Origin of the sequence: Brucella sp. NBRC 12953 (assembly GCF_040369775.1) — a bacterium.
GTDB lineage: Bacteria > Pseudomonadota > Alphaproteobacteria > Rhizobiales > Rhizobiaceae > Brucella > Brucella pseudogrignonensis.
This window is the reverse complement of record NZ_BAABSV010000011.1, coordinates 109,240-126,079: the sequence shown is the minus strand read 5'-3', so window position 1 is coordinate 126,079 and position 16,840 is coordinate 109,240. Positions and strand designations below refer to the sequence as shown.

Genomic DNA, 16,840 nt, shown 5'->3' with positions numbered 1-16,840 from the left:
CAGTCATTCCGCCGCCCCGAAATATATTCAAATCGGCATTTATGTTCTGATCTGTTTGCCTAAATCAGCAATAGCTTTAGGACCAATCGACATGCGGGTTCTATGAATCGACAATTCTGCAGTGTCAAAAGAAAATCCTCACCATCGCATAAGACGGTGAGGGTCAAACTTTCGAGGGCAGTAAGGCCGAAGCATGACTTCAGCCACTACATTTCAGCAATTCCGATTAAGCAAATACCGTTGTAATCGCTTTTGCCGTTGCATCAACGACCTTATCGGCTTCTTCGCGTGTCAAGCAGAGTGGAGGTGCAAAGCCAAGGATATCGCCCTCCGGCATGGCGCGAGCAATGACGCCGTTGGCCAGAAGTGCCGTCGAAACCTGTGCACCGATCTTCAGCGAAGCGTCAAAGAATTTACGATCATCACGATCTTCGACAAACTCAACCGCCGTCATCAGACCTTCCCCGCGCACATCACCGACATGCTTGTGACCACCAATTGCGTCCTCAAGCGCCTTACGGAAATAGACACCAGTCGAGCCTGCGTTTTCAACAAGGTTCAGCTCATCAATTAACTTGAGATTGGCTATACCTGCAGCCGCACAGATCGGATGCGCTGAATATGTCCAGCCATGACCAATTGGCCCCATTTTATCCGATCCTTGCACCAAAACCTGCCACATACGATCGGAAACAATCGAACCCGAAAGCGGGGCATAGGCCGAGGTCAATCCTTTCGCGATAGTAATGAGATCCGGCTTCATTCCGTAATGATCAGAACCAAACATGCTACCAAGCCGGCCAAACCCTGTGACGACTTCGTCGGCAACAAGCACGATATCATATCGATCCAGAACAGCTTGAATCTTTTGCCAGTAACCAGCGGGTGGTGGTACAATGCCGCCCGTGCCTAGAACTGGTTCGCCGATGAAGGCTGCAATTGTATCGGGTCCTTCAGCCAGGATCATCTCTTCAAGCTTGTCAGCACAATGTTGCGAAAACTGCTCTTCGCTCATAGAGCGATCCTCGCGACGGAAATAGTAAGGTGACTCTGTATGAAGGATCGGCGCGCGCGGCAAGTCGAAGGCATTGTGGAAGGTTGCGAGGCCGGTCAGGCTCCCTGTCATCACGCCCGAGCCATGATAGCCACGCCAACGCGAGATGATTTTCTTCTTTTCCGGACGACCAAGAATATTATTGTAGTACCAGATCAGTTTGATGTTTGTTTCGTTGGCATCCGAACCTGAGAGACCAAAATAAACACGGCTCATATGCGCAGGCGCACGATCTATAATCATTTTGGCAAGCGTGATCGATACTTCAGTGCCATGCCCCACATAGGCATGATAATAGGCAAGTTTACGCGCCTGTTCTGCAATCGCATCGGCGACTTCCGTGCGACCATAACCAACATTGACGCAATAGAGCCCCGCAAAGGCATCAAGACTTTTACGACCATTCACATCAGTGATGTAAACGCCTTCACCACCTTCCAATACGCGTGTTGGAGTTTCACCACGAGCATGCATTCCCATATGTGTAGAAGGATGAAAAAAATGATCGCGATCCCAGGCGGTGAGTTCATTACTATTGTTCAACATGGTCATGTTCCTTTCTAATCGCCACGTTTTCACGCGGCGGTATCAATGCAGAGATATTTGAGTTCGGTGAAAGCCTCGATGCCCTGATGAGAGCCTTCGCGACCGAGACCCGATTGTTTCCAGCCACCAAATGGGATCGGAGCGCCGGTAATTTTCGCGCGATTTATTGCGATCATTCCGTATTCCAGTGCGCGGCCCATGCGTAGCTGGCGTGCACCATTTGTGGTCACGACATAAGCGACGAGACCATATTGCGTTGCATTAGCGCGTGCGATCACCTCGTCTTCGTCATCAAAAACAGACATTGCCGCGACCGGGCCAAAAGTTTCCTCATGCATGATTGCAGCATCATCGGGCACCTTGGTCAGCAGTGTTGGTTCGAAGAACAGAGATTGTTTCTCAATACGGTTGCCGCCAATTTCAATTTTGGCACCACGTTTGACTGCGTCGCGAACATGCGCTTCAATTTTGTCAACGGCCCGACTATGCATCATCGGGCCAATTTCGACATCCGCATCAAGACCGTTGCCCACCTTCAAAGAGTTTATGCGCGCGCCAAAGGCTTTAGTGAACGCTGGAAGAATACTTCGCTGGACAAAAATTCGGTTCGCCGCAAGACAATCCTGGCCAGAGGTTGCAAATTTTGCAGCCATAGCAACATCGACCGCGCGCTCGATATCGGCATCGTCAAAAACAATCAGAGGTGCATGGCCACCAAGCTCCATCACCAGGCGCTTGAGAGTAGCTGCGCATTTTGTGGCGATGAGTTTGCCAATTTCCGTAGAGCCTGTAAAGCTTATTGCACGCACGCGTTCATCCCGACACAATGCGTCAACAATTGGCTCAGCTTTTCCTGTAATGACATTGAAAAGACCTGCTGGCATTCCGGCACGTTCCGCAAGCTCAGCCAATGCAAGCGCCGATAACGGTGTCTCTGACGAAGGATGCACTACAACCGGGCAACCTGCAGCAATAGCTGCTGCCGCTTTACGAGTAATCATTGCATTTGGAAAATTCCACGGGGTCACCAACCCTACAACACCCAGTGCTTCTGGCCGCACCAGCATTTCGGCATTGCGCAAGTGGCTTGCTATGGTCTCACCATTAAGCCGTTTGCCTTCTTCGGCAAACCATTCGATGAACGCAGCACCATAGTCTATCTCACCACGGGATTCATTCAGCGGTTTGCCTTGCTCCAGTGTCATCAGCAAAGCGAGATCTTCGCGATTTGCCAGAATGAGCTCATACCACCGACGTAAGATCGCAGCGCGCTCTTGAGGCAGTTTGTTGCGCCACTGCGGGAAAATCGCTTGAGCTGCATCAATAGCAAGATGGGTTTGAGCTTCGTTTAAACTAGCCACTCGCGCCAGTCGCTTTCCCGTAGCCGGATCAGACAAAGCAAAAGTCTCGGCCTTGTCGCCCGCAACCCAACGGCCGTTGACATAGCTCAGTTCGCGAAAGAGATGTTTGTCCCGAAGCCTGTTAAGCCCGTGATGTTGTGTCGGATGATCCAGAACAGCATTCATTGTGCTTCTCCCAATTCGGGAAGAAACATCTCATATTTTGAGCCCATATTCGGACCAAATGCGCATTGGGGAACAGTAGGATTGGTCTAAATTTTGTTGGTTAAACAGATCGTTTGGACTATTCGATATCGTCTGCGAGGATCGACAACGGCGTTCCAGTTCTCTCATCTTTTACCAGCTTGGTCACAATGTAAGTGAAATAGCGCTCTATACCTATATTCTGGTCGAGAAGGCGGTCGATGAGGCGTTGATATGCATCAACGTCACGCGCCATAATCATCAGGAAATAATCAACGCCCCCCCCGACAGACCAGCACGAAACAATCTCAGGAATGACCGTGATCGCGCGCTCGAACCGGTCAAAATCACTCTGACGATGATTGCCGAGCGTAATCTGCACCATGATATGCGCGATGGGAGCAATTTTGCGAAAAGCGATACGCGCATGATAGCCTGTGACAACACCCGCCTCTTCAAGCTTACGCAGCCGCAGCCAGCAAGGGGTTGGCGACAGTCCGACCTTTTCGGCCAAAGCAATCTTAGTGATCCGCGCATTTTCCTGCACAGCTTCGAGAATACGAAGATCAACAGCGTCTAGCTTGAGTGCGGATTTCATTCAACCGGTCCAATGTGAGTGCGTCTATGCTCCACTCTCATTGGCATGGTCGCCACCACCATTCAAGAGCAAGCCACCGAAAGTCATTTCAGATCTTAATTGTAATGATCCAATATAATTATTGACATGATCTATTTGGTCTACCAATCTTAGTCTCAACGATAAAAAGTAAGCATATGGGGAACGAGAACGCGGCCTTACGGTTTCGCAGACGGTGTATCTTTGCGCCTAATTTCAGCTCGTTTACTGCGCGGCCAAAACTCAGGCGGCGCAACGTTTCTCCATTTTCTGCGATTGAGTGAGAGGCGGACGACGTGTCTGAGAATGTTGGCCTTTTTGAAATAGAAGAAGCGCGCGAAAGGCTGCAAGGCCATATCGTACGAACACCGCTCGTGCGCTCAGAAAGCCTGACCAAGCATTCAGGTGCACCTGTGTTTCTCAAGCTTGAAAATCATCAGCAGACTGGCAGCTTCAAACTACGCGGTGCAACCAATGCCATTCTCACCATCGCACCAAATGAACGGCAGAATGGAGTTGTCACAGCATCTACCGGCAATCATGGGCGCGCACTTGCACATGCTGCATCTGCTCAATGCCTGAATGCCACAATATGTCTGTCCTCCCTTGTTCCACACAACAAGGTCGAGGCGATACGCGATCTGGGAGCTAACATCCGCATTATTGGCAAGTCGCAGGATGATGCCATGGAGGAAGTCTCCCGCCTTGTATTAGAAGAAGGCATGAAGGCTGTTCCGCCTTTTGATGATCCTCGCGTGATCGCGGGTCAAGGCACCATCGGACTTGAAATAATGGATGATCTTTCAGATGTGGACACCGTCCTTATACCGCTTTCTGGCGGCGGCTTGGCGGGGGGCATCGCTGCAGCAATCAAAGCAAAGCGCCCACGGACCCGGATCATTGGCATCTCAATGAAGCGGGGGGCAGCGATGAATGCAAGCCTTAAAGCGGACAAGCCAATCAACGTCGAAGAGCTGGATACGCTGGCGGATTCTCTTGGCGGAGGCATCGGGATTAACAACCGCTGGACCTTTGCGATGTGCAGGGCGTTGCTGGACGACGTAATCCTTCTCGATGAAGAAGAAATCGCTGCCGGCGTAAAGCACTCCGCATTGCAAGACGGGCAAATCATTGAGGGAGCCGCAGCGGTTGGTATAGGCGCCTTGCTAAGCGGCAAAATTCGACCTGCCGGACAAACAGCCATCATTATATCTGGAGGCAACATCGATCCAGAGCAACACCGCGCAATCATGAACAACCAATATCTGAGGGCTGGCTGATGGCAAAAATGAGAATCCTGACCGAAGCCGATCTTCGAGAGATCATATCTCTTGATCTTGAAAGCATTGCTTGCGTGGAAGATGCGTTTCGTGCGCTTGCAGATGGCGACGTCAGTATGCCGCCTATCCTACGTCTCGACATTCCTGCTCAACGTGGGGAAGTAGACGTCAAAACCGCTTATATTCCGGGCTTAGACAGCTTTGCCATTAAGATAAGCCCCGGCTTTTTTAATAATCCATCAATCGGCCTTCCATCCACAAACGGGCTGATGATCCAGTTTTCCGCCAAGACAGGATTGATTGAAGCGCTTTTGCTCGACAACGGATATCTGACCGATATACGCACGGCTGCAGCAGGCGCAGTTGCCGCAAAATATCTCGCCCGAGAGAATGCACATATTGCAACGATTTTTGGTGCAGGGATGCAGGCGAAACTCCAGTTGCAGGCGCTTGCTCTGGTGCGCCCCGTCACCGAAGCGCGCATCTGGGCGCGCGATCCAGAGAAAGCAGCACGTACCGCGCAAGAGCTTATGGATACGCTCGGCTTTTTCGTTACGGCTAAATCGGATGCCAAAGATGCCTGTCAAGGTGCAGATATCATCGTAACAACCACACCTTCTCAAACACCGATCCTTATGGCTGAGTGGCTGGAGGCAGGGCAGCATGTCACGGCGATGGGCTCAGATGCTGAACATAAAAACGAGCTCGACCCTGCGATTTTCAAGCTCCCAATAATCTATGTCGCGGATAGCACAAACCAGACCAGCAGACTTGGGGAACTCCATCACGCCATAAGAGTCGGTACTGTCAAATCCGAAGCCAATCTTTTGGAATTGGGCCAGATCATTCTTGATGCTGATACAGCAAAACGCGAGCCCGATGCCATTACTGTTTGTGACCTGACTGGAACTGGTGTTCAGGACACCGCCATTGCCCGCCTCGCCACACAACGCGCCATCCTTGTCGATGTCGGTGCAAAGATTGATTCAAGCAAAAACGCAGGAGCCAGCCAATGAGTGTGGAACTCAATTTCAGCCGCGGGGAATACGACGAGCGAATTGCCAAAACCCGGCGCGCTATGGAGAAGGCAGGCTTTGACGTCATTATCGTCACCGATCCGTCCAACATGCATTGGCTGACCGGATATGATGGCTGGTCGTTCTACGTCCACCAATGCGTTGTGCTTGCCATGGACGGTGAGCCACTCTGGTATGGGCGCGGCCAGGACGGCAACGGCGCAAAGCGCACTGCCTGGATCAGCCATGATAGTATTATCGGCTACCCCGATCATTATGTGCAGTCGCTGGAACGACACCCAATGGATTTGCTTGCGTCCATTCTTGAAGACAGGGGTTGGGGTAAAAAAACCATCGCAGTCGAATTCGATAATTATTGGTACACCGCCGCCGCCCACCATGCACTGCAAAAACATTTGCCGAACGCGCAATTCAAAGACGCGCAGGGTCTTGTGAACTTGCAACGCGCAATCAAAAGTCCGACCGAGATCGACTATATGCGCAAGGCTGGTCGCATAGTTGAAGTAATGCATCAGCGAATTGTCGAAAAGATCGAACCGGGTATGCGCAAATGTGATCTGGTCGCAGAAATCTATGACGCCGGAACTCGTGGCGTAGATGGATTTGGCGGCGATTATCCCGCAATCGTTCCCCTTTTACCATCAGGCGCTGACGCCTCTGCACCCCACCTTACCTGGAACGATCTACCTATGAAATCGGGCGAAGGCACATTCTTCGAGATCGCAGGTTGCTTCAAGCGATATCACTGCCCGCTCTCCCGAACAGTTTTTCTTGGTAAGCCCACCCAGGCATTCCTTGATGCGGAAAAAGCAACATTGGAGGGCATGGAAGCGGGCCTTTTAGCGGCACGCCCGGGCAACACATGCGAAGACATCGCTAACGGATTTTTTGCCGTATTAAGAAAATATGGGATCATCAAAGACAACCGTACCGGCTACTCAATCGGGCTTTCTTATCCACCCGATTGGGGCGAGCGTACAATGAGCCTGCGTCCCGGTGACCGCACGGAACTCAAACCCGGCATGACATTCCACTTCATGACAGGTCTTTGGCTTGAGACAATGGGGCTCGAAATAACAGAAAGCATTGTGATTACAGAAACAGGTGTCGAATGTCTTTCTAACGTACCACGCAAGCTGGTTGTAAAGGATTAGGGTGCCATGATGATGCACGCATCCCCTCCGTCCCGACCCTCACCTATTACACTGAGTGTTGATCTTAATCGCGACGGTGTGCAGCACGGTCACTTACGTCTGCCGTGGTCTAGAGATGATTCAGCCTGGGGATCATTAATGCTTCCCATCTGTGTGATCCGCAATGGTGATGGCCCGACCGCGCTTTTGACAGGAGGTAATCATGGTGACGAGTATGAAGGTCCGGTTGCACTTTTTGATCTCGCTTCCAATCTAAAGCCCGAGCAGATTAACGGTCGCATTATCATTGTACCCGCGATGAACTATCCGGCATTTATAGCTGGTACACGTACATCGCCTATAGATAAGGGTAATCTCAATCGCAGCTTTCCGGGGCGTCCGGATGGTTCGGTTACGGAAAAAATTGCTGACTATTTTACCCGCTATCTATTGCCCACCGCAGACATTGTAATGGATTTTCACTCGGGCGGTCGGACACTGGATTTTCTACCCTATGCAGCAGCACATGCCTTGCCAGATAAGGCTCAGGAAGCGCGCTGCTTTGCCGCCGTCAAGGCTTTTTCAGCACCCTTTTCTATGCAGATGATTGAGATCGATGCAGTTGGAATGTACGACACTACAGCTGAAGAAGCAGGCAAAGTCTTTGTTACGACTGAGCTTTCTGGTGGCGGCACGATCTCAGCCTATACGGCGACAATCGCCAAACGTGGTATTCGCAATCTTTTGCGCCATGCAGGAATTATGGAAGGCGAAGTCGAGCTATCGCCGACCACCTGGCTTGATATGCCATCGCAGGAATGTTTTGGTTTTGCAGATACGGATGGGCTTTTAGAGCCTTTAGTTGATTTAGGTGCTGTGCTTCGTAAAGGTGATGTTATCGCCCGCGTCCATTCGGTGACACGTACGGGAGCAGTACCGCAGGAATATCGTGCGGCCCTCGATGGTATCCTTGCCGCCCGCCACTTTCCAGGTCTTATCAAGATGGGCGATTGCCTCTCAGTTATCGCGACCATAAGCGGAGAGCCCGCTTCCGGATAAGCAGATAATTACCATCCAATTGACAAGCCGGAACAAAAATCAACCGGCATTCATAAAGAGGAGTGAACACAATGCGTATTAAACTCACTGCAATCTCTACCCTGTTTGCGACTGTAGCTGTCGTTGTAATGGCTCTCCCGTCACAGGCAACCACGATTGATGACTTGAAAAGCGCGGGCTTTGTTCGTGGGGCAACCGCAAACGAAGTTCCTTACGGATATATGGATGCCAGCGGCGCTGCTAAGGGTATCGGTCCGGATGTCGCGGCAGCAGTTTTTAAGAAACTTGGTATTGAGGAGATTGACTGGACAGTAACCCCATTCGGTTCGCTTATCCCGGGGTTAAAGGCCAAACGCTTTGAATTTGTGGGAGCGGAGCAGAACGTCCTGCCGGATCGCTGCAAGCAGGTCCAGTTTACTGTCGCAAATTCAAGCTATGGCGAGGGCCTTCTGGTTCCCAAGGGCAACCCGAAAAACATCCACTCCTATGACGACATCAAGAAAGACCCATCGCTGAAGGTTGCCATTGTTTCGGGCGCCGATCAGATCGACTTTCTGCATGGTATGGGCATTGATGAATCCCAGATCGTTATGATCCAAGGCAATGCCGACGCACCATCAACGGTTCAAACCGGCCGAGCTGATGCCTATGCAGCCACTGAATTGACCGTAGCAAAGCTCGTTGAAAACTCGCCAGAGCTTGAACAGGCACACCCGTTTACCGATCCAGTTGTGGATGGAAAATCCGCGCGCAGTTTTGGAGCATTCAGCTTCCGCCCGGAAGACAAAGAATTCTATGAAGCGTTCAACACGGCGCTGATCGAATTTAAGAAAACTGACGACTACGAGAAAATTCTCATGACATATGGGCTTAGCGAAGAAAGCGTTGAAGCCGCGCGCTCCGTCGATACAGCAAGCCTCTGCAACGCAAAGTAATGTTTTTGCTGTCTGCCAGGCTTGAGAACGGCTTGGCAGACTTCATCTCATCTTAGACGGGAGAGGACCATATGCACTGGACGGAATATCTTCCCGCCCTGTTCAAAGGGGCTCAAATCACAATTGTCCTCGCGCTAAGTTCGATGGCCATAGGTACTATACTCGCATTTGCTGCTGGCATTGCCCGGTTTGCCGGTGGGCCGATCCTGTCTACAGTTGCCATCATCTATATCGAGATTTTTCGCGGCACGTCGCTGCTCGTACAATTGTTCTGGCTCTATTACGCACTTCCTTTGGTGGGCATTTCTTTCGACCCTATCACCACTGGTATCATGGGGCTTGGGCTGAACATCGGTGCTTATGGCGCGGAAGTGGTGCGTGGAGCACTTCAGGCAGTACCGGAGGCGCAACATGAAGCGGCGCGCGCATTAAACTTCGGCAAAACCCACACACTGTTTCACATCGTTTTACCTCAGGCCATCGTTGAAATGATGCCTGCTTTTGGCAATCTCGCTATTCACAATCTCAAAGATACGGCTCTCGCTTCACTCATTGCGATAAGCGACCTCACCTTCCAAGCTCAACGTCTGCGTAATCTGACACTTGATAATGTCACGATTTATTCTCTGACGCTGCTTGGTTACTTCGCTATGGCACTCGTTCTTGCCACAGCCATTCGCTGGCTCGAAAGGCACCTTCGTCGCAAAACGATGGCCGGAGGTTTCGCATGATTTACGGATACGCCTGGGACACTTCGTCTACACTCTCTTTTGCTATTTCCATTCTGCCCATTCTGGCGATTGGCCTGACGGTAACGCTTAAGGCAGCTGCTACTGGTTTTGCCATCGCGCTGGTGCTTGGTCTTGTTTTTGCGCTTTTGCGGCGCAGCCCATACAAGATCATTTCCTGGCCAACAGTGGTTGTAGTGGAATTTCTGCGTGACACACCGCTGCTAGTTCAATTGTTCTTTCTCTATTACGTGCTGCCCGTGTACGGTATCGTGTTACCTGCATTCCTCACCGGTGCTTTAGCACTCGGCTTACAGTATTCAGCTTATACATCTGAGGTCTATCGCAGCGGCATAGAAGCAATTCCGCGTGGCCAGTGGGAAGCAGCGCGTGCGTTAAACCTCACGCCCTGGCGCACCTATCGGGATATTATTGTTCCGCAGGCCATCCCGCGCATTATTCCTGCAATGGGAAATTACCTCGTCTCCATGCTCAAAGAGACGCCGGTTTTATCGGTTGTCAGCATTGTGGATATGCTCAACCTAGCCAATCTGATTGGTGATCGAACCTTCGAATATCTGGTTCCACTATCCATGGTCGGCCTGATCTTCCTAGTGCTGACACTCATCTGTTCAGCTCTAATCCGTCTGCTCGAACGCACACTTCCAAAGAACGGGATTGCTCTTAAATGACCAAGGAAATTATCCGCTTTAAGGACGTAACGAAACGCTTTGGTGCGCTGACCGTGCTTGATCGCTTCAATTTCTCGGTTAAAACCGGCGAGAAAGTCACGCTGATTGGCCCATCCGGTTCCGGGAAGTCGACAGTGCTTCGAATTTTGATGACGCTCGAGCCATTTCAGGAAGGCAGTTTAGAGCTTTCTGGGGAGCCCTATCATGAACCCAGCGGTAAAGGACATTTTAAGGCAAGTGAAACGCATTTGCGCAAGATCAGATCCCATGTTGGGATGGTCTTCCAAAGCTTCAATCTTTTCCCGCATATGTCTGTTCTCAGAAACATCATAGAAGCCCCTATACATGTACTGGGCATGAAACGTGGAGAAGCTGAGGCCCGTGCCCTTGAGCTCTTATCGCTTGTTGGCCTCACCGATAAAAAGGACCATTATCCGTCTCAGCTCTCTGGCGGTCAGCAGCAACGTGTGGCAATTGCCCGTTCACTTGCAATGCGACCACGCGTTCTTCTCTTCGATGAACCGACCTCCGCGCTTGATCCTCAGCTTGTGGGCGAAGTGTTATCCGTTATTCGCAGCCTCGCAAAAGAACATGATCTGACTATGCTTCTAGTCACCCACGAGATGCGATTTGCACGCGAAGTATCAGATCGAGTGTGTTTCTTCGATAAAGGGCGAATTTGCGAGGAAGGCACGCCCGAAAAGATTTTCCAGTCGCCAAGTGAAGCACGAACCAAAGAGTTTTTGCAATCAGTACTCTGATCTCAGGCGATTGAACTCACGTCATAAACCGGCGGCAACTGTGCGAATGTCTCGCGAATTGTCTCAAGCGCCATCTGCAAGGCGGACTGTGAAAGCCTTCCGCCAAGGCAGATACGGATACCACCATTGCCCCGTTCTGCACCGGCAACAAATGGATCGGACGGTGTCACTGCGACACCTTTGCTGGCCAAGGCCCGGACTAAACCATCCTCAGACCAGTTACGTGGAATCTGCAACCAGGCACAAAGCGACAGCGGATTGCTTCCAATGACATGCGTTCCGAGAATGTCGCTTACCAGAGACTGTCTCAGGCGTAGTTCATTCCGCTGGATTTCTAGTAGTTGTGTTGCGGTGCCATCTTCAATCCAACGACTGGCCATTTCTGCAACCAGATTAACGCCGCTCCAGCTCGTCACACGCAGGATTGACGTTACTCGGATAGAGTAATTTGCTGGAACAACCAGATAACCTGTACGCAATCCCGTCATCACTGTCTTGGTGAAACTGGTGACGAAAAAGCCAAGCTCTGGCAATAATTCCGGCATTGATGGCAATCGCTCTTCAAGGATAGGTTTATAGACTTCATCCTCGATGACAAAAACACCGTATCGGCGAGCGATATCAGCCACTGTGATACGTCTTTCTGCGCTCATCAGATGACTGGTCGGATTCCCAAGTGTTGGAATGATTACCAGCGCTTTCACATCGCCCGCTTTACATGCGTTTTCTAGGGCTTCAGGTAATATACCCTCTCGATCAGTTGGCAGACCGCGCAGCGTAAAACCCAGCACATTGGCCATACCGATAATACCGTGATCAGTTAGGTTTTCTGTCAGAACTACTTCGCCGGGCTGCACCACAGCAGCGACGGCGAGGAAAAGCCCATGTGCTGCGCCATTCGTGATAATCACTCGACCGGGATCAACGTCGACCGATAAGCCACGCAGCCATTCACAAGCCACATTGCGATGGTGATCGAGACCAGCAATTGGACGACAGGGCCGCATGAAGCTCGCATTATCTGTCTGGCTCATCTCTTCAAACAGTTTTCGAGAAGCGCGCTCATGAGCGCCCATATAGACAGCGCGTATGATAGAAAGATCAGCTGTACCGCTTGGATCGCGATCAAGCATGAAGCGATCAGCCCGTTCTGTCACACGATTACAAACATAGGTGCCGCGTCCAACTTCGCCGCGCAAGTAACCACGTCGCTCAGCCTCTTTATAGCTGATACTTACTGTCTGAACGGACAACCCGAGCCTATGTGCCAAATCGCGATGCGTTGGCATCTGCGTCTCGGATTTAAGCACACCTTTTTCAATATCTTCCACGATCTTGTCTGTTAGGAGGCGATGCTTGGTCGAACCTTTGCGCAATTCCAGAACAGGTTGCCATACATCGAAGGTCACAGGATCATTACAAGACATTGATTGTCCTATTTATAGGAACTCCACCCATGACAATTTATCCTTCAATCAATGCAATTTGAAGGGGATAATTCATCAGGACAGAGATTAATCGATACTCTTTTCAGACAATACAAATGAAGTCGGCTGGACTTCAGCTTCAATCAAACTCTTTCTTAATTTTATCATGTGCGGTCACAGCATTGCGGAATCGTTCGATACTGAAGTCTCCTACGGGGGTATTTGAACCGCCTTGTAAAATCATCTCCGACAAAACGACACCAACTCCCGGTGCTATCTGAAAGCCGTGGCCGCAACAACCGAAGGCATGAAATAGGCCTGGTGTTGTAGCACTTGGGCCAATTATAGGGATCATGTCTGGTAAGTAGCCCTCCATGCCAGACCACACCCGAATGATCTGCGCATTTCTCAGAATAGGCGCTACTTCGGCAAGGCTCTGCATCCCAGCTAAAGTTTTATGTGGTGGCACCACTGTACGCTGATTTTTGAGATCACTCGCCGTGCGCGGATACCCCGCAGCAATGACATTGCCACGCGATATTTGTCGGAAAATCACATTGCCAGCCACAGCTTGCACAGATGGCCGAATGAAGTATGGAAGCGGCTCTGTTACGAATTGCGGTGGCCCCGCAGAAAAGAGCGGCGTTTCCTCGCCAAATTGCAGTGCAACGGCCCCTCCCCACGCTCCAGCAGCATTCACCAACTGCTCTGAACGAAACATGCCATGTTCACGCGTTTCTATTACAAAGCCGCCAGGTGCAGGCTTTGCATCAAGTACCTCGCAGTTCTCAATCAACTCGGCACCATAAGCTTTTGCAGCACGCATAACTGCTGGCGTTGCTAGACGTGGATTGGCCGTTGCATCGCGAGCTGAATAAGTACCCGCAACGATATTCTTGCTCAGATAGGGAAAACGCTTGCGTATCTCCGCCCCGTCAACATCCTCGATATTGAGCCCAAAATTGCGAGAATTTATCGCATAAGCTTCAAGTTTACTGACCTCCTCGTCATTATATGCGAGGTAGATGTGGCCTGAGCGGTCATACTCACATGTATCACCAATCAGGTGATCAAGCTGCTCCCACAGCTCCTGTGAACGCATCGATAATGGGTATTGCCGAACATCGCGGCCCTGAAGGCGGAGATTGCCGAAGTTTGCGCCGCTGGACTGAGCGCCCACAAATCCTTTTTCCAGTACCGTAACGCGATGGCCAGCACGCGCTAAAAAGAAAGCTGTAAATGCACCGTTTAAGCCGCCGCCAATGATAAGCGTTTGCGTTTCTTTGGGTGACGTCATGTTGAGCTAACCAGAGTGGCAGCAGCAACATTCAATGGTTTGACGGGCGCTTGCGCACGTAACCGACCAACTTCTTCGATCTTAAGACCAGTCGCCTGAGACGTAATTTCAGCAAGAGCCAAACCACAGAATCGTCCTTGGCAGCGACCCATCCCGCAACGGGTGATAGCCTTCACGCGGTTTACCTCGACAGGACCAACTTGTTGGGTGATGCTTTTGCGGATTTCACCAGCTGAAACACCTTCGCAACGGCAGACAACAGTATCGTCACCAATTACCGATACCTTATCACTCGGCCAGCGGAAAATTTTGGCAAGGTTACGCTGAAATGAACGATATCGGGCCACGGCACACGCTGCTTGAAGCTTCTTTTGGCGCAAAGCCATTCGTTGTTCATGCCGCAATTCTATGTTTGCCTGTGCCGCGATATCCTCGAGCATTGCAAAGGCAGCAAGCCTTCCACTTTGAATGGCGCAGTCGGCGCCCCCAATTGAAGCGCCATCACCTGCCAGATAGACACCTTTGCCTCCGCGACCATCGTTATCTGTCACAGGTAACCACTGACGAAAATCCGGATCAAACTCAAATTGGCAGCCTGCTAATTCTGCAAGCTGTGTTTCGGCACGCAGTCCATAACCAAGGGCAACTGCATCGCAGGAAAGACTAAAGCGTTTGCCTTTCCGATCACGAAAACTTAGGCCTTCAACATTTGTGGTACCTTTAATCTCATCGAGAGAGACGCCGCTGTAAACCGGAATACACGCACGTTTCAGCTCAGCCATATAGCGCGCGCCCTGAAATGCGGTCTTGAAGCTGTGCCGAAGCCCGTTCAGCCCCTTAAGCTTGCTACAGAGCGGTGTCGTATCCAGCACGACAATATTCTTTGCACCCAGACGATGATATTGCAGTGCCGCGAGAAGTAGCAAAGGCGAACTTCCTGCAAAAATTACTTGTCGACCAATAAAACTGCCCTGATCTTTCAACGCAACCTGAGAGCCTCCGAGAGAATAAACGCCGGGTAAGGTCCAACCTTTTGTCGGAATGATCTTGTCTGTTGCACCGGTGGCAATGATGACGTGCGAATAGGCCAGTTCATCCACTTGACCAGCACTCTCCACAAAAGCTGTGCCTTCATATAGAGACCACACTGTGGTCAGCGGTCGATAGTCTATATGTCCTATCAGCCTATTGGCCTGAATATGGAAATTCAGGTATTTTTCCTCTTCATTGCGAAAGAGTTTCTGCGGATCAAATTGCATTTGGGCATTGAGCCTGCGTAACCCCTGCCCGCCGGGAAACGGTGCCTCGCTCAATAAAGTTGGTTCGATTGGTTGACCGATAAGCGCAGCGTTCTCAATCAGTGTTTGTGCAGCACTAATACCCGCCGGTCCCGATCCGATAATAAGAGGACGTATCATTGCTGTCCCCACGCTTCAAAAGCACTCAGCAACTCCATACCTTGGCGCAGCACGGTTGAGCACGAACGCAAACGCTTGCCTTCAACTGTCCAAACCCAGCAATCCTGACAAGCGGCCATTAAACAGAACCCTGCACGCGGCATTCCGTCGAACTCAGAATATCGCAAAACCTTACCACTTTGCAGAAGTGCCGCGAGAACTGACTGCCCCTCAAATCCCTGAAATTCAACTCCGTCAAAAGTAAACGTCAGTGGGCTCCCTAGTGACGCGACTGCGGCAACAAGCTGCCCTTTTCCAAGAGTGGCATTCATCGGATTTCCCACTTACTATTGCAATGCAATATTCATTATTTTTATGCAAACATTCCGTACCGTGGTAATTCTGTCAACAGTGTTTTTGGGGACTGCGACAGAGTGGGATAGTGTTTAGACTTTTGATAAAAGTCGTAGCCTTGTCTCAGGCTTTGGAAATTGTCCTTGAAGCTGCAATTACATAAGGGCTGAAACGCGACACGATATCTTCACGCGAGTATCGAGCCAAAGATGCTGCAATGTTGATCGCCGCAATAGGTCGTCCATCCGGTCCGGTGATCGCCGAGGCAATTGATCCATCGCCGTGATAGACCTGTTCGAAGGCCGTCGCATAACCATCCTCGCGGAACCGACGAATATCATTCATGATCGATTTTGGATCAGTGATCGTATTGGCATTATAACTACGAAAGTGTGTCTGATCGAGAATCGCCTGCGCTTCGCTTTCCGGCAAACGCGAAAGAATAGCCAAACCGGGTGCTGTGCAATAAGCAGGCATACGCGTCCCGATAATGACGTCTGTATTCAGCACATGGCGGCTCAGAAAACGCGAAACGAACACAATTTCGGTGCCATCGGGCACGGTTAAATTAATCGTCTCTTCGGTTTCTTTACTCAGATGCTGCAGATAAGGCATCGCACGATCTATCAGCTTGTTCGCTCGAACGTAATGAAAACCCAAATCCAGCGTCTTCGCAGTCAACTCGAACTGACGCGTGATTGGGTCTTTAGCGAGAAAACCAAGCTTCATCAGCGTATGCGTAAAGCGCTGCGCAGCGCTCATATCTAGATCGGTCAAGCTGACAATCTGAGAAAGACTCAGTGTGGACTGGTCAGAATTAAAAGCCCTCAATACACGGAATGCTTTTTCAACCGAACGCACCATGAGCGCATCGCCGCGACCTGAAGCTTCACCGCCAGTATCTGCCAAATCTTCCGACGATCTCAACTGTTTTTCTTTTGTCAAATTCAATGGTTCTTTCATTATCGCGCCTTGAATTA

Annotated in this window: 16 protein-coding genes; 8 read left to right on the top strand and 8 right to left on the bottom strand. The window is 50.7% G+C overall.

Features of this window, described 5'->3' with window-relative positions:
- Nucleotides 1-226: 226 nt before the first annotated feature.
- From ABWV94_RS21295 to ABWV94_RS21285, 3 genes are all read right to left on the bottom strand, one after another.
- Nucleotides 227-1,600 (bottom strand): aspartate aminotransferase family protein, encoded by a 1,374-nt coding sequence (locus tag ABWV94_RS21295; protein ID WP_353415271.1) that lies wholly within the window; start codon nt 1,598-1,600, stop codon nt 227-229.
- Nucleotides 1,601-1,629: 29 nt separating this feature from the next.
- Entirely contained in the window at nt 1,630-3,126 is a 1,497-nt protein-coding gene (locus ABWV94_RS21290; RefSeq protein ID WP_353415270.1) for an NAD-dependent succinate-semialdehyde dehydrogenase, read from the bottom strand.
- A gap of 118 nt (nt 3,127-3,244) precedes the next feature.
- Entirely contained in the window at nt 3,245-3,742 is a 498-nt protein-coding gene (locus tag ABWV94_RS21285) for an Lrp/AsnC family transcriptional regulator (protein ID WP_094544740.1), read from the bottom strand.
- 314 nt (nt 3,743-4,056) lie between these two features.
- Here ABWV94_RS21285 and eutB point away from each other — a divergent pair, with 314 nt between their 5' ends.
- The 8 genes from eutB to ehuA all read left to right on the top strand — a co-directional run bounded on the left by eutB (nt 4,057) and on the right by ehuA (nt 11,385).
- Entirely contained in the window at nt 4,057-5,040 is a 984-nt protein-coding gene (gene eutB, locus ABWV94_RS21280; protein ID WP_113497534.1) for a hydroxyectoine utilization dehydratase EutB, read from the top strand.
- On the top strand, nt 5,040-6,056 hold the full coding sequence (locus ABWV94_RS21275) for a cyclodeaminase (RefSeq protein WP_113497532.1): 1,017 nt from the start codon (nt 5,040-5,042) through the stop codon (nt 6,054-6,056). The genes eutB and ABWV94_RS21275 overlap by 1 nt, the downstream gene beginning before the upstream one ends.
- Complete coding sequence (gene doeA / locus ABWV94_RS21270) at nt 6,053-7,231, top strand: ectoine hydrolase DoeA (protein ID WP_353415269.1); 1,179 nt, start codon at nt 6,053-6,055, stop codon at nt 7,229-7,231. The genes ABWV94_RS21275 and doeA overlap by 4 nt, the downstream gene beginning before the upstream one ends.
- 9 nt (nt 7,232-7,240) lie before the next feature.
- Nucleotides 7,241-8,269: a N(2)-acetyl-L-2,4-diaminobutanoate deacetylase DoeB gene (gene doeB, locus ABWV94_RS21265; RefSeq protein ID WP_353415282.1), complete on the top strand. Its 1,029-nt coding sequence runs from the start codon at nt 7,241-7,243 to the stop codon at nt 8,267-8,269.
- Between the two features lie 71 nt (nt 8,270-8,340).
- Nucleotides 8,341-9,204, top strand: coding sequence for an ectoine/hydroxyectoine ABC transporter substrate-binding protein EhuB (gene ehuB / locus ABWV94_RS21260; protein WP_113497527.1), 864 nt, complete (start codon nt 8,341-8,343; stop codon nt 9,202-9,204).
- 71 nt (nt 9,205-9,275) lie between these two features.
- Nucleotides 9,276-9,935: an ectoine/hydroxyectoine ABC transporter permease subunit EhuC gene (gene ehuC / locus ABWV94_RS21255; protein ID WP_007879990.1), complete on the top strand. Its 660-nt coding sequence runs from the start codon at nt 9,276-9,278 to the stop codon at nt 9,933-9,935.
- Nucleotides 9,932-10,624 (top strand): ectoine/hydroxyectoine ABC transporter permease subunit EhuD, encoded by a 693-nt coding sequence (gene ehuD, locus ABWV94_RS21250; RefSeq protein ID WP_064322024.1) that lies wholly within the window; start codon nt 9,932-9,934, stop codon nt 10,622-10,624. The genes ehuC and ehuD overlap by 4 nt, the downstream gene beginning before the upstream one ends.
- Nucleotides 10,621-11,385 (top strand): ectoine/hydroxyectoine ABC transporter ATP-binding protein EhuA, encoded by a 765-nt coding sequence (gene ehuA / locus ABWV94_RS21245; protein WP_064322025.1) that lies wholly within the window; start codon nt 10,621-10,623, stop codon nt 11,383-11,385. Before ehuD ends, ehuA begins: the two co-directional genes overlap by 4 nt.
- Before the next feature lie 2 nt (nt 11,386-11,387).
- Here ehuA and ehuR read toward each other — a convergent pair whose 3' ends face one another.
- The 5 genes from ehuR to ABWV94_RS21220 all read right to left on the bottom strand — a co-directional run bounded on the left by ehuR (nt 11,388) and on the right by ABWV94_RS21220 (nt 16,787).
- Nucleotides 11,388-12,812, bottom strand: a complete 1,425-nt coding sequence (gene ehuR / locus ABWV94_RS21240; RefSeq protein ID WP_112806370.1) for a MocR-like ectoine utilization transcription factor EhuR — start codon at nt 12,810-12,812, stop codon at nt 11,388-11,390.
- Nucleotides 12,813-12,951: 139 nt separating this feature from the next.
- On the bottom strand, nt 12,952-14,109 hold the full coding sequence (locus ABWV94_RS21235; protein WP_353415268.1) for an NAD(P)/FAD-dependent oxidoreductase: 1,158 nt from the start codon (nt 14,107-14,109) through the stop codon (nt 12,952-12,954).
- Nucleotides 14,106-15,527, bottom strand: a complete 1,422-nt coding sequence (locus ABWV94_RS21230) for an FAD/NAD(P)-dependent oxidoreductase (RefSeq protein WP_353415267.1) — start codon at nt 15,525-15,527, stop codon at nt 14,106-14,108. The genes ABWV94_RS21235 and ABWV94_RS21230 overlap by 4 nt, the downstream gene beginning before the upstream one ends.
- The gene (locus tag ABWV94_RS21225; RefSeq protein WP_007879998.1) at nt 15,524-15,838 is read right to left on the bottom strand and encodes a (2Fe-2S)-binding protein; all 315 of its coding nucleotides are present in this window, start codon (nt 15,836-15,838) and stop codon (nt 15,524-15,526) included. The genes ABWV94_RS21230 and ABWV94_RS21225 overlap by 4 nt, the downstream gene beginning before the upstream one ends.
- 145 nt (nt 15,839-15,983) lie before the next feature.
- Nucleotides 15,984-16,787, bottom strand: a complete 804-nt coding sequence (locus ABWV94_RS21220; RefSeq protein WP_353415266.1) for an IclR family transcriptional regulator — start codon at nt 16,785-16,787, stop codon at nt 15,984-15,986.
- Nucleotides 16,788-16,840 lie beyond the last annotated feature (53 nt).

Bases quoted from the DNA above. Each gene is read 5' to 3' on its own strand.
- ABWV94_RS21295 (WP_353415271.1), bottom strand. From the start codon at position 1,600: ATGTTGAACAATAGTAATGAACTCACCGCCTGGGATCGCGATCATTTT.
- ABWV94_RS21290 (WP_353415270.1), bottom strand. From the start codon at position 3,126: ATGAATGCTGTTCTGGATCATCCGACACAACATCACGGGCTTAACAGG.
- ABWV94_RS21285 (WP_094544740.1), bottom strand. From the start codon at position 3,742: ATGAAATCCGCACTCAAGCTAGACGCTGTTGATCTTCGTATTCTCGAA.
- ABWV94_RS21275 (WP_113497532.1), top strand. From the start codon at position 5,040: ATGGCAAAAATGAGAATCCTGACCGAAGCCGATCTTCGAGAGATCATA.
- doeA (WP_353415269.1), top strand. From the start codon at position 6,053: ATGAGTGTGGAACTCAATTTCAGCCGCGGGGAATACGACGAGCGAATT.
- doeB (WP_353415282.1), top strand. From the start codon at position 7,241: ATGATGCACGCATCCCCTCCGTCCCGACCCTCACCTATTACACTGAGT.
- ehuB (WP_113497527.1), top strand. From the start codon at position 8,341: ATGCGTATTAAACTCACTGCAATCTCTACCCTGTTTGCGACTGTAGCT.
- ehuC (WP_007879990.1), top strand. From the start codon at position 9,276: ATGCACTGGACGGAATATCTTCCCGCCCTGTTCAAAGGGGCTCAAATC.
- ehuD (WP_064322024.1), top strand. From the start codon at position 9,932: ATGATTTACGGATACGCCTGGGACACTTCGTCTACACTCTCTTTTGCT.
- ehuA (WP_064322025.1), top strand. From the start codon at position 10,621: ATGACCAAGGAAATTATCCGCTTTAAGGACGTAACGAAACGCTTTGGT.
- ehuR (WP_112806370.1), bottom strand. From the start codon at position 12,812: ATGTCTTGTAATGATCCTGTGACCTTCGATGTATGGCAACCTGTTCTG.
- ABWV94_RS21235 (WP_353415268.1), bottom strand. From the start codon at position 14,109: ATGACGTCACCCAAAGAAACGCAAACGCTTATCATTGGCGGCGGCTTA.
- ABWV94_RS21230 (WP_353415267.1), bottom strand. From the start codon at position 15,527: ATGATACGTCCTCTTATTATCGGATCGGGACCGGCGGGTATTAGTGCT.
- ABWV94_RS21225 (WP_007879998.1), bottom strand. From the start codon at position 15,838: ATGAATGCCACTCTTGGAAAAGGGCAGCTTGTTGCCGCAGTCGCGTCA.